Below are 13,906 nucleotides of genomic sequence, written 5' to 3'. Positions count from 1 at the left end.
TACCTCCTAGCGCAGCCCGTAGGGCGCCCATTTCTTGACCGTCTTCGCATCGGCGTCGGACAGTTTGGTGGTGCCGCGATTCTGGCGGATATATTTCGAATTATGGCTGATCAGCCGGTGGCGCTTGCCCGCGACACCGTGTTTGACCTTGCCGGTGGCGGTGATCTTGAAGCGTTTCTTCACACCGCTCTTGGTCTTCAGCTTGGGCATTTTCGTCTCCTTGTCACTGACGATTTGCGAACGGCCTCGGCAGCCCATACCGGCCGGACAGTTCCTCACATCGTTTGGAAGAGGCGCGATATAGGGCGATGCCGCGCGAAAGGCAATGGATTTTGCGAGTAAGTAAACACAGCGCTTGGAGCAGACTAAGAAACTCCGGAGCCATTGCAAAATGGGCATTCCCCTGTTCCGTTGCAGGCTTTGCACTGAAGATCATCAGGATTGAAAAAGTCATTCTTGTAAGGACTCACTTCCCCAGACCCGCCGCATTCGGAACATAGCCCGGACGCCGCCGTCCCCATAGACACAACAGCGGCGAGAGATGACGTAATTAGCCCACTATGGCAGTGCGGGCACTCGTTATCGTCCCACATTCTCGATCCTTACTCTCAGTTCACACTTTCTCGCAATTCGAATATTTTGAAGCGAACCGAAGCTAAACATAGTGTTACGTCAGCCCTCATGCAGCGCCTCGAGCACATCGTCGAGCCGCGCCGAATCGCCGAGCGCGATGACGCGGCCGTCGCTTTCGGCGGTCAGAGGGTTGCCCTCCCAGTCGCACATCTGCCCGCCGGCCGCCTCGACGACCGGAATCAGCGCCGCGAAATCATGGAGCGCGAGACCCGCCTCGACGACGATATCGATATGGCCGGACGCCAGCAGGCCGTAATTGTAACAGTCTCCGCCGTAGATCGGCCCTTGCCGCTGGTTGGCGTGGCACTTGGCGACCAGACGCAGGAAAGCCTCGCCTTCCTCCTGGTTGAAACAGTGCGGGCTCGTGGTCGCGACCGTTGCGCTGTCCAGCCCCCCGCATCGGCGCGTGGCCGCCGGACTGTCCCCGAACTGCGTCGTGCCCCCCACGGCGCCGATCCAGCGTTCGCCCGAAATCGGCTGGTCGATGGCGCCCAGTAACGGCCAGCCGTCCTGCATCAGCGCGATCAGCGTCCCGAAAGTCGGCCGTCCGGCGATGAAGCTCGTCGTCCCGTCGATCGGGTCGAGCACCCATTGGCGCGCGGCCGATTCGCGCGTCGCTCCGTATTCCTCGCCGATAATGCCTTCGTCCGGCCGTTCGCTTTCCAGGATCTCGCGGATCGCCATCTCGGCGGCGCGATCGGCCTCGGTTACCGGCGAAGCATCGGCCTTGTCCTCGCGCGCGAAATCGGCGCGGAAAAAGGGTCGGATGGCGGCGCCGGCCGCGTCGGCGAGCCGGTTGGCCAGGGCAAGATCGGATTCGAGGGTCATGACGGCGGCGCTACCCCGGCGCGCGGGAATCCGCCAGTCCCAATTCGTCTAGTCGAGCTTTGTCCATTCGAACCCGGTGAGCTTTTCACTCGCTTCCCAGAGCCAGGCGGCGGTTTCTTCGTTGAGCGCGCGCCGCGCGACGAACGCGTCGCCAACCGGGCCGCGTGCATCGCCCCAGCCGGTGGGTCCGTAATAGGCGCCCGATTGCGCTTCGGTTCCGGCCGCCGCGAGCACGGTCGGGATGGCGCCCTTTCCGGCGGGCTGCGCCATGATCGGGTTCAAGAATGTGTACAGGACATTCAGCAACCCGGCGGGTCCCGTGCTTTGCAGCGCGGTGTTCGAATAGCCCGGATGGCAGGCAATCGCCTTGACCGGCAGATTTTTGGCCCTGAGCCGCCGGTCTAGCTCGATGGCGAACATCAGGTTGGCGAGCTTGCTCTGGGTATAGGCGCTGGTCGGCGAATAGGATTTTTCGAGCATCAAATCGTCGCGATAGATGATCCCGTATTTGTGCGCGATGCTCGATACGATAACGATCCGGCCTTCGGCTTTCTCGACGAGATCGAAGAGCAGCCCGGCCAGCAGGAAATGACCGAGATGGTTGGTGCCGAGCTGCAGTTCGAAGCCGTCCACGGTCCGCGTTTCGGGCGTCTGCATGATGCCCGCATTGTTCACCAGCGCATCGAGCGTGTCGTAGCGCGTGTGTATCTCCTCGGCTGCCGTGCGCACCGACGAGAGATCGGCGAGATCGAGCGCGACGGTTTCGACCTTGCCTTTCACCGATTGTTTCAGCTCGGCAACGGCCTTTTCGGCCTTGGCCGGATCGCGGCAGGCGATGACGATATCGCCGCCGGCCTCGCCGAGCATCCGGGACGCTTCGAAGCCGATGCCGGAATTGCCGCCGGTGACCAGATAGGTCTTGCCGGCAAGGTCGGGGAGCCGATCGGGTGTCCAGTTGGTGATTCCGCTGTCGGCGATCTTCGGCATGGTCTCTCCTCCCGCGCGTCTTGCGTTTTCTCTACGCAATCAAAGGCCAGTCTGTCGAAGGGGGCTTGTCAGAACATTGCTGGCGCAATGTCGCCGGTGCCGCGCCGAGGCGCAGCCGAGGCCTGACAGAAAATCCCGTTGCGGCGCTCGATCACAAGGTCGAGTCTGACAGAAAGTCTCAATCGAACAGACTCGAGACCGAGCTTTCGTCGGCGATGCGGCGGATTGCTTCGGCGAACAGCGGGGCGATCGGCAGGTGGCGGATCTTCTCCGCCTCGGCGATCGCGTCATGGTTGCCGATCGAATCGGTGATCACCAGCTCCTTCATCACCGAGCCGTCGACCCGGGCGACGGCGCCGCCGGACAATACGCCGTGCGAACAATAGGCGATGACCTCTTCGGCCCCCGATTCCTTCATCGCGGCGGCGGCGTTGCACAGGGTGCCGGCCGAATCGACGATATCGTCGACGATGATGCAGAACCGCCCCTCGACATTGCCGATGATGTTCATGACCTCGGATTCGCCGGGCTTTTCGCGGCGCTTGTCGATGATGGCGAGGGGCGCATTGTCGAGGCGCTTGGCGAGCGCGCGGGCGCGGACGACGCCGCCGACATCGGGCGAGACGACGGTGATGTCCTTCTTGGAGAAACGTGCGGTAATATCCGCCGCCATCACCGGCGCGCCGTAGAGATTGTCGGTGGGGATGTCGAAAAAGCCCTGAATCTGGCCGGCGTGCAGATCCATCGTCAGCACCCGGTTGGCCCCCGCGACGGTGATCAGATTGGCGACGAGCTTGGACGAGATCGGCGTGCGCGGGCCGGGTTTGCGGTCCTGACGGGCATAGCCGAAATAGGGCATGACGGCCGTGATCCGTTTCGCCGAGGCGCGTTTCAGCGCGTCGATTATGATCAGCAGCTCCATCAGATTGTCGTTCGCCGGATAGCTGGTCGACTGGACGACGAACACGTCTTCGCCGCGGACATTTTCGAGAATCTCAACGAAGATTTCCTCGTCGGCGAACCGCCGGACATTCGCTTCGGTCAGCGGGATCTCGAGATATTGGGAGATCGCGCTTGCGAGCGGCAGATTGGAATTACCCGACAGCAACTTCATGGATGCTCTTCCCCTTTTGCGCGCCGTTTTAGGCTGTGCCCGAAAAAAAGAAACCGGTTTGCCGTGCTTTTCTGGGGAGGGCCGGCGCGGTCGGCGGGTCTAGAACCACCCCTCGCGGCGCAATGTCTCCTGGCGGTTGCGCGCGACCGGGGCGAGCAGGCCGTTCGCGAGCTCGAGCCTGATGCTGCGTCCTTCGCGCCGGATCGCCCGCACCTGGTCGCGCGCCACCCACCAGCTGCGATGGACCTGCAGTCCGGCCACCCCGTCAAGCTCGGCAATCGCGTCGCGCAGTCGCATCAGGAGCATTTCGCTGCCGGCCAGCGTGTGCGCCTTCACATAGTGATCCTGCATCTCGAGACAGACGAGATGGTTGCCGAGTTCGGGCGGCAGCCGCTGGAAGAAGGGCGCCTCCGGGCGTTCCGGCATGGCGATATCCCGCACATCGAGCGGTATCGGCGCCGCCTCTTCCGCGATCGGCTCGGTTTGCGTATCGCCGTTCCGGACGTGGCGGGTGAACAGGAGCCACATGCCGGCCTGGATCCCCAGCCCGATGCCGAGCACCTGCAGATAGAGCGACGCGAAGCCCGCGCCGAGATAGTCGGTGTCGAGGCTCATCCCCGCCAGTGCGAAACCGACCGCCGCCGTCAACGGGATCGCCGCCAGCGCCGCCGCGAACAGGAGCGCCGTCCAGAGCGGTATTTCGGTGGCGTCGGACAGCCAGACCGCTACCGTCTGGACCGGGCGATAGATCGCATAGCCGACGAGTATGAAGCCGATCCAATAGGCGAGACGCATCGCGGTCGGCATTTCATAGGTTCCGAACGGCCCGAGCAGGCCGAGAACCGCGCCGATTGCCGCGATGATGAAGATTTCGATGGCCAGCTGGCGCAAATTCGTCCTTTCGCGCGTACCGTTCGCGCTTCGTGAATGGGCGGATAGACCAAAATCGGCGGCTTTGCGAAGATTTTCTCCGGTCCGCGCAGATCCGCTTGCCGGCGAATGGGCGTGCGTCATGCTGTCTGCGTCACAAACAGGAGACACGACATGAACATCGATTTTCGCACTTTCGTACCGTCGCTCGGCGCGGCCTGCCTCGCCCTTGTCGTTTCGGGCGCCTTGGTCGCGGCCACCGCGAGCCTGCCGATCGGCGCGCTCCCGGCCATGGCGGTCATCGTATGACGCGAGCCGCGGCCTATATGTCCGGCCGCCTTCCGGTGCCTGCCATGCTGGCGATCGCGGGCGGGACGGTCGTCGTCACCTTCGCCCTCATGGCGTTGAGCTATGGAAGCGGGCGGCCGAGCGACAACGCCTTCTCGCCGGCCGTGGCCGTCCATCTGGCGTCGGTGCTGCCGGCCCTGCCGATCGGCGCCCTCATTCTCTACGGCCGCAAGGGCGATGCGCGGCACCGGTTGCTGGGCCGGATATGGGTGATGCTGATGCTCGTGGCCGCGATTTCGAGCTTCTGGTTTGCGCTCTCCTTCATCCACATCTTTTCGCTGGTCGTGCTGGTGTCGGTGCCCCTCTCGCTATGGCGGCTGCGGCAGGGCGATATCACCGGCCATCGGCGGGCGATGGAGGGCATGTATATCGGCCTCGTCATCGCCGGCGCCTTCGCCTTCATCCCGGGCCGCTTTCTGGGCGACCTGGCCTTCGGCTAGCGGGACACGCCCGCGTGAAACCCGGCTTCGATCTGGCCGCTCATATAGTTGGTGATGGCCCGGATACGGCCGGCCGCGTCGATCTCGAAGAAATTGCAGTTCCGCATCACTCTCGGCTCCCCGCCATCGCTCGGCGTCAGCGTGATCCGGAACCGCACGGCGACCGACTGGTTCTCGATATCGGCCGTGACGATGAAATCATCGACCGAAACGGCCGAATAGGCGTCGAGAAAATCGTCGAAATGGTCGGCAATCGCCTGTTTGTCGGCGAAACGGATTCCCATCGAGGGGACCTGCATGGAAACGTCTTCGGCCATGTTACCGAGCAGGGCGGCGATATCGCGCCGTCCGACATTGCCGAAATAGCCGTCCACGGCGAGATCGATCAGGGCGTTTCGGGACAGCGGCATCGTCATCACCTTGGCTAGCGCGCGCAACATCCATAAAGAGCGCGGGATGACCACCTCCCTAAAGATAGCCTTTGCGCAGCTCAATCAGGTGATGGGCGATCTTCCCGGCAATGCCGATGCGATGCTCGGCGCGCGCGCGGACTGCCCCGACGCCGATCTGATCGTCTTTCCCGAGCTGCAGCTGATTGGCTATCCGCCAGAGGATCTGGTGCTCAAGCCGGCGCTGATCGCGCGGGCGCGTGCCGAACTGGAGCGGATGGCCGAGGCGACGGCGGGCGGCGGACCGGCGATGCTCGTCGGCACGGCGATCGTCGAGGACGGCGATCTCCACAATGCGATGGCGTTGCTCGACGGCGGGAAGATCGCGGCGGTCGTCCGCAAGCATCGGCTGCCCAATTACGGCACGTTCGACGAGCTGCGCCTGTTCAAGCCCGGACCCCTGCCCGATCCGATCGATTTTCGCGGTGTGAAGATTGGCGTGCCGATCTGCGAGGATATCTGGGTCGACGGGGTGTGCGCGCATCTCGCGTCGCGCGGCGCCGAACTGTTTATCGTTCCGAACGGCAGCCCGTACGAGGTCGAGAAGGACGATATCCGGCTGGCGCTCGCGCGCGGTCGCGTCGCCGATACCGGGTTGCCGCTCGCCTATCTCAATCGCGTCGGCGGGCAGGACGAGATCGTGTTCGACGGCTCGTCCTTCATCCTCAACAAGGATGGCGAGATCGCCTGGCAGTTCGCCGACTGGGAGGAGGAGATCGCGACGACGGTCTGGGAGAAGCAGGGCGCCAAGGGAAATGGGGGTTGGGCCTGCACGGACGGCCCGCAGCACGACCTCGATGACCATCCGGCGGACATCTACCATGCGATGCTCTTCGGCCTGCGCGACTATGTGAACCGCAACCGTTTCCCGGGCGTCGTGCTCGGCCTGTCCGGCGGGATCGACAGCGCGCTCTCCGCCGCCATCGCGGTCGATGCCTTGGGCGCCGACCGGGTCTGGTGCGTGATGATGCCCTCGCGCTTCACGAGCCAGGAAAGCCTCGACGATGCTGCCGGTTGTGCGCGCCTGCTCGGCTGCAAGCTCGACACGATTCCGATCATGCCGGCGGTCGAAGGCTTCGATGTGATGCTCTCCGACAGTTTCGCCGACGCAGAGGTCGACATCACCGAAGAGAATATCCAGTCGCGTATCCGCGGCGTCACCCTGATGGCGCTCTCCAACAAGTTCGGCCACATGCTGCTGACCACCGGCAACAAGTCCGAAATGGCGGTCGGTTACGCGACCATCTATGGCGATATGGCGGGCGGCTATTCGGTGCTGAAGGACGCCTACAAGACGACGGTGTTCGATCTGTCGCGCTTTCGCAATGCAACGCGGCCAAGCCTCGCCATGGGCCCGGACGGACCCGTGATGCCCGAACAGGTTATCACCAAGCCGCCCTCCGCCGAATTGCGCCCCGACCAGAAGGACAGCGATTCCTTGCCGCCCTATGACGTGCTCGATCCGATCCTCAAGGGGCTCGTCGAGGAGGAAGTCGGCATTGATACGCTGGTCGAACGGGGCTTCGAGCGCGAGACCGTCGCGCGGATCGAGCGGCTGCTCTACATCGCCGAATATAAACGCCGTCAGGCCCCGCCGGGCGTCAAGATCGGCGTCCGCAATTTCGGCCGCGACCGCCGCTATCCGATCACCAACGCGTTTCGGACGCACTAATCGATGACCATCACCCGCTTCGCTCCCTCGCCGACCGGCCGCCTCCATGTCGGCAATATCCGCACCGCGCTTCACAACTGGCTCTGGGCGCGCAAGCGGGGCGGGCGCTTCTTGCTGCGGCTCGACGATACCGATAGCGAACGGTCGAAAGAGGAGTATGTCGAGGCGATCCGGGCCGATCTCGGCTGGCTCGGCCTCGATATCGACGGCGAGGAGCGCCAGTCCGCCCGCTTCGACCGCTACGAGACGGCGTTCGAAAAACTGCGCGCGGCAGGGCGCATCTATCCGGCCTATGAGACCGCGCAGGAGCTCGAACTCAAGCGCAAGATCCTGCTCGGGCGCGGCAAGCCGCCCATCTATGACCGCGCCGCGCTCGACCTGACCGACCGGCAGATCGCCGATTTCGAGGCCGAAGGCCGCACGCCGCACTGGCGTTTCAGGCTCGATCATGAAACGCCGATCGAGTGGGACGATCTGATCCGCGGGCCGCAGCATTTCGATCCTGCGCTGCTCTCCGACCCCGTGATCCGGCGCGAGGACGGAAGCTGGCTCTACATGCTGCCCTCGACGATCGACGATATCGATATGAACGTCACCCATGTCGTGCGCGGCGAGGACCATGTGACGAATACCGGCCTGCAGATCCAGATGTTCGACGCGATGGGCGTTGCGCCGCCGACCTTCGCGCATGAGGCACTGCTCGTCGGCAGCGAAGGCAAGCTCTCCAAGCGGCTGGGGTCGCTCGGCGTCGAGGCATTCCGGGACGAAGGCCTCGAGCCGATGGCGGTTATCGCCCTGCTCGCGCGGATCGGCACGAGCGATCCCGTCGAGCCCTTTACCGACGCCGCGCCGCTGATCGAGAGTTTCGATTTCGACCGGTTCGGCCGCGCACCGGCGCGCTTCGACAGCGAAGAACTGAAAACGCTCAACGCCAAGATCGTCCATCAGCTCGATTTCGAAACGGTGGCCGACCGGCTGCCCGAGGGCATGGGCGCCGACGGCTGGGAGGCGATCCGGCCCAATCTCGGCACCGTCGCCGAGGCAGCCGATTGGTGGCATGTCGTCGAAGGGCCGGTCGATCCGGTCGATTTCGATGCCGACACCGCGGCCTATCTCGATCGGGCGGCCGAGGCTGCGGCCGGCCTGGACTGGTCGGATACGGCGTGGAAATCCCTGACCGGCCAACTCAAGGAACAGACCGGCCGCAAGGGCAAGGCGCTGTTCCTGCCGCTGCGCCAGGCGCTGACCGGCCGGGACCAGGGGCCGGAAATGGCGGCGCTGCTCCCGCTGATCGGCAGGGATCGCGCGATCGCCCGGCTGTCCCGCCGCCAATAAATTCTTACACCCGCCGCGCTTGCCAAAACCGCACGGTCCGGCAAAGCTGGTTTCAAAGCAAAACCAATAGGGGGAAAAGGGATGGGCGACTTCAGGATCGATCGGCGGCATTTTCTGGGAGGACTGGGGGGCGGACTTGCGCTTTCCACGCTGCCCGCCCGGGCGCTGGCGGCGTTGGACGGCGCGCCGGCCTGGCCGTCCGTCGCGTCGTTCGTGCCGCGGTTCGTGTCCGAGCATTTCGTCCCGGGCGCGCTGATTGCACTGGGAACCGGGCAGGACGCCCCGACCTATTTCGCCGATGGCACGGTAGCGCTCGATAGCGATGTCGCCGTCGATGCCGGCACGCTCTGGCGCATCTATTCGATGACCAAACCCGTCACGGGCATCGCGACGATGATGCTCGTCGAAGATGGTGCGATCGGGCTCGACCAGAACATCGCCGATTTCCTTCCGGGCTTCGCCGAGCCGCGCGTCCTGACCGATCCGGCCAACAGCCTCGACACCCGGGCGTCGAGCGGTCCGATCACGATCCGGCACCTGCTGACCCATACGGCGGGGCTCGGCTACACGATCGTCACGACCGGGCCGCTGCTGGCCGAATATCAACGCCTGGGGCTCGAGCCGGGCGTGATCATGCACGAGGATCCGGAGGTCGTTGCCCGCCGCCCGTCGAGCCTCGCGGAGTTTGCCGACCGGCTGGCGACCTTGCCGATCATTGCCGACCCCGGCACCAAGTGGAGCTATTCGGTGTCGATCGACCTGCTCGGCCGGGTCATCGAGATCGCATCGGGCATGGCGTTCGACGCTTTCCTCCAGCAGCGGCTTTTCGGGCCGCTCGGCATGGCCGACACATTCTTCCACATTCCCGCGGAAAAGGAAGGCCGGATGACGGCGAGCTACACCTTGCGCGAGGGCGAGGTGGTCCAGGTCGATCCGGCACGGGGCTCGGTCTATGCGCAGCCGCCGCGCTATCCCTATGGCGGGGCGGGGCTGGTTTCGAGCGCGCGCGACTATGATCGCTTTCTCACCATGCTGCTTGGCGAGGGCGCGCTGGGCGATGTCCGGATCATGGAGACCGAAACGGCAAGGCTCGCCATGTCGGACCTGCTGCCACCCGAGATCGACAAGACGGCAATGTATTATGAGTCGGGTTTCGGCGCCGGCGGCCGCGTGACGATCGAACCCGGCGCGGCCGGCGAGGGCGTCGGCACTTTCGGCTGGGGCGGCGCGGCGGGCACTATCGCCTGGGTCGACCGCGCCAACAATCTGCGCGCGTCGGGCTATGTCCAGAACCTGCCGAGCGAGATCACGCCGTTCCGCGCCGGGGTTCTCGGTTCGGTCTATGCCGATCTGCATGGCTAGCGGGATTGCGGAGTGCGTGCCTCGCCGGGAAGGATGTGCGTTCGGGCTTGAATTGCGCGGAACGCTGACCGAAGACGGCACGACAGTCGAAAAGGGTTCAACTTGGAAAAAGACGAAGACGCGCTCGGCAAGGGGCTGAAGACGCCCGAAGAGCTGGTTGCGAAACTGTGCGATCTGCTGACGGTCGAGGAACTCGACACCGATCTCTATCGCGGGCCGCGGTTGCCCGGCGGCGTCGGCCGCGTGTTCGGCGGGCAGGTGATCGCGCAGGCACTGGTTGCGGCCAACCATTCGGTCGACGACGAACTGCTCGCCCATTCGCTGCACGCCTATTTCATGCGGCCGGGGAACGAGAATTATCCGATCATCTACCGGATCGAGCGCGACCGGGACGGGCGGAGCTTTTCGACGCGGCGGATCATCGCTTTGCAACGCGGCAAACCGATCCTCAACATGGCGGCGAATTACCAGCGGCCGGAGGACGGTCTCGCGCACCAGTTCGCCATGCCGGACGTTCCGGGACCGGAAAATTTGCAGAGCGAGGCCGATTACTGGCGCGAGAATATCGAGCTCATCCCCGAACCGTTTCGCAAGCGGATGCTGCGCCAGCGGTCGATCGAACTGCGCCCGGTCGAGCGCCGCAATCCGGCCAAGCCGCAAAAGTCCGAACCCTTCAGCTATACCTGGTTCCGCGCGGTCGCCCCGATCGGCGACGATCGGCGCCTGCACCAGGCGATCCTCTCCTATGCGTCGGACATGAGCCTGCTCGGCACGAGCACGTTGAAGCACGGGATCAGCTGGATGCGCGATCCGCTGCAAATGGCCAGCCTCGATCATTCGCTCTGGCTGCACGAGGATTTCCGCGCCGACGAATGGCTGCTCTATGCGACCGACGCGCCCTGGAGCGGCCATGCGCGCGGCTTCAATCGGGGGCAGATCTTCACCCAGGATGGGCGGCTCGTAGCCAGCGCCGCGCAGGAAGGGCTGATGCGGCTGCGTTGCCAGTAGCCGGCGCGTTCCACATGCGATGATGCCATGGGCGGGAGGGGCCGGCCCTCGGCTGGCTGGCTTTTTTGAATGATATGGTGTAACATAACGTTATTGTCAGACGTCTTGGGAGAGGAACATGACACGACATACATCCCACCAATCCGGCTATCTCGGTCAGTCGCGCCACAGTTCGTCGGGGCTCGCGCTGGTTATCGGCCTGCATGGCGCCGCCATCGCCTTGGCCCTGCTCGCCAAATCGGGTGTCATCCCGTTCGATCCGACGGGCGAGGTCATCAAGACCTACACGGTTCCGACCAATCCGCCTCCCGAACCGATCGAGCGCGTCGAACCGGTCGAGCCGGAAGTCGAATTGCCGAATATTCCGGCGGCGACCGAAACGGGCATCGATCTGCCAAGAACACCGGTGACGGTAAGCGATCCGCCCTTGTCCAGCACCCCGTCGCCGCCCGCAACGCCGGTGCCAACGGTTCCCGATCCGATATACGAAGAGGCGGTTTTTACGCGATCCGCGCTCGCCGCGCTCCAGCCGCGCTACCCGTCCAACCTCCTTCGCCAGGACCTGGAAGGCAGTTGCACGATCCGGGTGCGGATTGCGCCCAATGGCCGGGTAATGGCGGCTGAACCGGTCAACGCGACGCATCCGGCCTTTTGCGAAGCGACGCAGCGCCATGCGCTTCGCCGCTGGCGGTTCGAGCCCGCGACGCGCGACGGCGTTCCGGTCGAAAGCTGGCAGCGGCATACAGTCGAGTTTCGCATAAGCTGAGGCGTCGGCGGCGGCAGCCTCTGGCGCTGCGCCGGGAGATCGCCTATCTGGAGGCGATGGTCATGCTGCCGCCCAAACCTCGTGTGATTGTAAAGGATGTCGCGTCTTTCTTCGCGCGCCGCGAGCGGCATAACTGGGTTGCGCTGATTTTCGCGATCGCGATTCCCACAGTGATAATCGGCACGTTCGCGATCGACAGCGAAACCGATATCCTGCCGACCGAGCCCATCATTACCTATGTGGAAGTGTGGGGTTCGGACCGGACCGACGAGGAAATCATCGAGCGGCAGCGGATTTTGGCGCTCCGGGAAAACGAGCGCCGCGCGCTGTCCCGCCAACGGTTTCAGCAGCTCGCCGAAGGCAGCGGCGTGGAATATGATCGGGAGGCCGCGGCCGAGGCGGATCGAATCACCGAGGAAAACCGTCGCAACCTGCTCCGCCCCGGCGAGGCGATCGATGGCGTGACGCTGGAGATCGAAACTGACGCCCGCTGACCGGCGGTTTATGGCGGCAGCGCTGGCGCTCTCCTGGCGCGGCCGGGGCCGCACGGCTCCCAACCCCAATGTCGGCTGCGTGATCGTCCGCGAAGGCCGGGTCGTCTCGCGCGGCTGGACGCAGCCCGGCGGCCGGCCGCATGCCGAGGCGATGGCGCTGGACGGCGCCGATGCCCGAAACACGGATATCCGCGGCGCCGATGTCTATGTGACGCTGGAGCCCTGCGCCCATGAGAGCGAGCGTGGCCCGGCCTGCGCGGACCTCCTCGTCGAATCGGCGCCCGGCCGGGTGATCGTCGCCGCCGGTGATCCCGATCCGCGCACCGACGGCGCCGGCGTCCAAAAACTGCGCAATGCGGGAATCGAAGTCGTGGAAAATGTGTTTTCCGGCGACGCGCGGCGCGCGATGGCGGGTTTTTTCGCGCGCCGGGAAAAGGGTCGGCCGCATGTCACGCTCAAGCTGGCGACATCGCTCGACGGGCAGGTGGCGCTCCCGGACGGAACCAGCCAGTGGATCACGGGGCCGGAGGCGCGCGCGCACGCCCATGTCGAGCGGGCGCTGGCCGATATGGTGGTGGTCGGCCGGGGAACGGCGGCGAGTGATTCCCCGACCCTCAATGTCCGGCTCGACGGTCTCGGCGAGCGTACGCCGGGCCGCGCTGTGCTGACGAGCGAGTACGGCAATTTCGCCAGGCTTCAGCTGCGGGCCGACAATCCCGTCTGGCAGCATCTCGCCAGCCCGGAGGCGATCGCCGACCTCGTCAATACCGACCATGTTCTCGTCGAGGGCGGGGCCGGCGCGGCGGCCGCCTTTGTCGCGGCCGATCTCGTCGACCGGCTCATTCTCTATCGCGCGCCGATCCTCATCGGTTCCGGGTTGAGCGCGCTCGGCGATATCGGGCTCGCGCAGCTTGACGACGCGCATGGCCGATGGCGGCTTATCGAAACGCGGATGCTTGGCAAGGACCGGCTGGAGGTCTACGAGCGCGCCTGATGTTTACCGGAATCATCACCGATATCGGCACGATCGCCGAGGCCGAGCAGCGCGGCGACCTGCGCCTGAAAATTCGCTGCGGCTACGACATGGCGAGCGTCGAGCTTGGCGCCTCGATCGCCTGTTCAGGCGTCTGCCTCACGGTGGTCGACAAGGGCGAGGACTGGTTTGCCGTCGACGTCTCAACGGAAACCGTGTCCCGGACAGCGCCCGGGCAGTGGAATGCCGGTGCGCGGCTCAATCTCGAACGGTCGCTCAAGCTGGGCGACGAAATGGGCGGCCATATCGTCACCGGCCATGTCGACGGCATCGGCGAAATCGTGTCTGCCGAGCCGGTCGGCGATTCGACGGAACTCGCGATCCATGCGCCGGACGAACTGGCGAAGCTTATCGCGCCCAAGGGTTCGATCACGCTCGACGGCGTCTCGTTGACGGTCAACACCGTAAGCGATACCGATAAAGGCTGCCATTTCACCATCAACCTGATCCCGCATACCGCAGAAGTCACCACATTCGACGCCGTCGAGGCCAGGCAGCCGCTGAACATCGAAATCGACATACTGGCCCGCTATCTGGCAAGGATGACGAGCAAATAACATCCCTGTG

16 protein-coding genes are annotated in these 13,906 nt (G+C 64.6%); 10 read left to right on the top strand and 6 right to left on the bottom strand.

Annotated elements, in window-relative coordinates:
* Positions 1-6: 6 nt before the first annotated feature.
* From rpmI to HFP57_RS11600, 5 genes are all read right to left on the bottom strand, one after another.
* Positions 7-210 carry a 50S ribosomal protein L35 gene (rpmI, locus tag HFP57_RS11620; RefSeq protein ID WP_176869918.1) on the bottom strand — a complete coding sequence of 68 codons (204 nt, stop codon included), beginning with the start codon at positions 208-210 and terminating at the stop codon, positions 7-9.
* A 462-nt stretch (positions 211-672) separates the two neighbouring features.
* Positions 673-1,461: an inositol monophosphatase family protein gene (locus tag HFP57_RS11615; protein ID WP_176869917.1), complete on the bottom strand. Its 789-nt coding sequence runs from the start codon at positions 1,459-1,461 to the stop codon at positions 673-675.
* Between the two features lie 48 nt (positions 1,462-1,509).
* On the bottom strand, positions 1,510-2,448 hold the full coding sequence (locus HFP57_RS11610; protein WP_176869916.1) for an oxidoreductase: 939 nt from the start codon (positions 2,446-2,448) through the stop codon (positions 1,510-1,512).
* Between the two features lie 178 nt (positions 2,449-2,626).
* Positions 2,627-3,562 carry a ribose-phosphate pyrophosphokinase gene (locus tag HFP57_RS11605; RefSeq protein WP_176869915.1) on the bottom strand — a complete coding sequence of 312 codons (936 nt, stop codon included), beginning with the start codon at positions 3,560-3,562 and terminating at the stop codon, positions 2,627-2,629.
* Between the two features lie 99 nt (positions 3,563-3,661).
* Complete coding sequence (locus tag HFP57_RS11600; protein ID WP_176869914.1) at positions 3,662-4,453, bottom strand: LytTR family DNA-binding domain-containing protein; 792 nt, start codon at positions 4,451-4,453, stop codon at positions 3,662-3,664.
* 153 nt (positions 4,454-4,606) lie between these two features.
* Between HFP57_RS11600 and HFP57_RS18170 the strand changes: the two genes are divergently transcribed.
* Together HFP57_RS18170 and HFP57_RS11595 are read left to right on the top strand one after the other, a co-directional pair.
* Complete coding sequence (locus HFP57_RS18170) at positions 4,607-4,741, top strand: hypothetical protein (protein ID WP_281363094.1); 135 nt, start codon at positions 4,607-4,609, stop codon at positions 4,739-4,741.
* Positions 4,738-5,220: a DUF2306 domain-containing protein gene (locus HFP57_RS11595; RefSeq protein ID WP_176869913.1), complete on the top strand. Its 483-nt coding sequence runs from the start codon at positions 4,738-4,740 to the stop codon at positions 5,218-5,220. The genes HFP57_RS18170 and HFP57_RS11595 overlap by 4 nt, the downstream gene beginning before the upstream one ends.
* On the opposite strand, the gene HFP57_RS11590 is transcribed toward HFP57_RS11595, so the two are convergent.
* A complete protein-coding gene (locus HFP57_RS11590) occupies positions 5,217-5,630 on the bottom strand; it encodes a nuclear transport factor 2 family protein (protein WP_176869912.1) in 414 nt (137 codons plus the stop codon). The genes HFP57_RS11595 and HFP57_RS11590 overlap by 4 nt on opposite strands.
* Positions 5,631-5,676: 46 nt before the next feature.
* On the opposite strand from HFP57_RS11590, the gene HFP57_RS11585 reads away from it, so the two are divergent.
* From HFP57_RS11585 to HFP57_RS11550, 8 genes are all read left to right on the top strand, one after another.
* Positions 5,677-7,341, top strand: a complete 1,665-nt coding sequence (locus HFP57_RS11585; RefSeq protein ID WP_176869911.1) for an NAD+ synthase — start codon at positions 5,677-5,679, stop codon at positions 7,339-7,341.
* Positions 7,342-7,344: 3 nt separating this feature from the next.
* Positions 7,345-8,676: a glutamate--tRNA ligase gene (gltX, locus tag HFP57_RS11580; RefSeq protein ID WP_176869910.1), complete on the top strand. Its 1,332-nt coding sequence runs from the start codon at positions 7,345-7,347 to the stop codon at positions 8,674-8,676.
* Positions 8,677-8,757: 81 nt separating this feature from the next.
* Positions 8,758-10,038, top strand: a complete 1,281-nt coding sequence (locus HFP57_RS11575) for a serine hydrolase domain-containing protein (protein WP_176869909.1) — start codon at positions 8,758-8,760, stop codon at positions 10,036-10,038.
* 102 nt (positions 10,039-10,140) lie between these two features.
* Complete coding sequence (locus HFP57_RS11570; protein ID WP_425500712.1) at positions 10,141-11,046, top strand: acyl-CoA thioesterase; 906 nt, start codon at positions 10,141-10,143, stop codon at positions 11,044-11,046.
* Positions 11,047-11,164: 118 nt separating this feature from the next.
* Positions 11,165-11,812, top strand: a complete 648-nt coding sequence (locus tag HFP57_RS11565) for an energy transducer TonB (protein WP_176869908.1) — start codon at positions 11,165-11,167, stop codon at positions 11,810-11,812.
* Between the two features lie 62 nt (positions 11,813-11,874).
* Complete coding sequence (locus tag HFP57_RS11560; RefSeq protein ID WP_176869907.1) at positions 11,875-12,306, top strand: hypothetical protein; 432 nt, start codon at positions 11,875-11,877, stop codon at positions 12,304-12,306.
* A 10-nt stretch (positions 12,307-12,316) separates the two neighbouring features.
* Positions 12,317-13,300 carry a bifunctional diaminohydroxyphosphoribosylaminopyrimidine deaminase/5-amino-6-(5-phosphoribosylamino)uracil reductase RibD gene (ribD, locus tag HFP57_RS11555; protein WP_176869906.1) on the top strand — a complete coding sequence of 328 codons (984 nt, stop codon included), beginning with the start codon at positions 12,317-12,319 and terminating at the stop codon, positions 13,298-13,300.
* Positions 13,300-13,896: a riboflavin synthase gene (locus tag HFP57_RS11550; protein ID WP_176869905.1), complete on the top strand. Its 597-nt coding sequence runs from the start codon at positions 13,300-13,302 to the stop codon at positions 13,894-13,896. Before ribD ends, HFP57_RS11550 begins: the two co-directional genes overlap by 1 nt.
* Positions 13,897-13,906 lie beyond the last annotated feature (10 nt).

The sequence above is a fragment of the Parasphingopyxis algicola genome (genome assembly GCF_013378075.1).
GTDB classification, from domain to species: Bacteria; Pseudomonadota; Alphaproteobacteria; order Sphingomonadales; family Sphingomonadaceae; genus Parasphingopyxis; species Parasphingopyxis algicola.
Note: the sequence above shows the minus strand (reverse complement) of the source record. Positions and strands in the feature narration are given on the sequence as shown.

Coding starts and splice junctions, on each gene's coding strand:
- HFP57_RS11550 (WP_176869905.1), top strand. CDS start 13,300: ATGTTTACCGGAATCATCACCGATATCGGCACGATCGCCGAGGCCGAG.
- HFP57_RS11610 (WP_176869916.1), bottom strand. CDS start 2,448: ATGCCGAAGATCGCCGACAGCGGAATCACCAACTGGACACCCGATCGG.
- HFP57_RS11585 (WP_176869911.1), top strand. CDS start 5,677: ATGACCACCTCCCTAAAGATAGCCTTTGCGCAGCTCAATCAGGTGATG.
- HFP57_RS11565 (WP_176869908.1), top strand. CDS start 11,165: ATGACACGACATACATCCCACCAATCCGGCTATCTCGGTCAGTCGCGC.
- HFP57_RS18170 (WP_281363094.1), top strand. CDS start 4,607: ATGAACATCGATTTTCGCACTTTCGTACCGTCGCTCGGCGCGGCCTGC.
- HFP57_RS11560 (WP_176869907.1), top strand. CDS start 11,875: ATGCTGCCGCCCAAACCTCGTGTGATTGTAAAGGATGTCGCGTCTTTC.
- HFP57_RS11615 (WP_176869917.1), bottom strand. CDS start 1,461: ATGACCCTCGAATCCGATCTTGCCCTGGCCAACCGGCTCGCCGACGCG.
- HFP57_RS11590 (WP_176869912.1), bottom strand. CDS start 5,630: ATGCCGCTGTCCCGAAACGCCCTGATCGATCTCGCCGTGGACGGCTAT.
- gltX (WP_176869910.1), top strand. CDS start 7,345: ATGACCATCACCCGCTTCGCTCCCTCGCCGACCGGCCGCCTCCATGTC.
- HFP57_RS11575 (WP_176869909.1), top strand. CDS start 8,758: ATGGGCGACTTCAGGATCGATCGGCGGCATTTTCTGGGAGGACTGGGG.
- ribD (WP_176869906.1), top strand. CDS start 12,317: ATGGCGGCAGCGCTGGCGCTCTCCTGGCGCGGCCGGGGCCGCACGGCT.
- HFP57_RS11605 (WP_176869915.1), bottom strand. CDS start 3,562: ATGAAGTTGCTGTCGGGTAATTCCAATCTGCCGCTCGCAAGCGCGATC.
- rpmI (WP_176869918.1), bottom strand. CDS start 210: ATGCCCAAGCTGAAGACCAAGAGCGGTGTGAAGAAACGCTTCAAGATC.
- HFP57_RS11595 (WP_176869913.1), top strand. CDS start 4,738: ATGACGCGAGCCGCGGCCTATATGTCCGGCCGCCTTCCGGTGCCTGCC.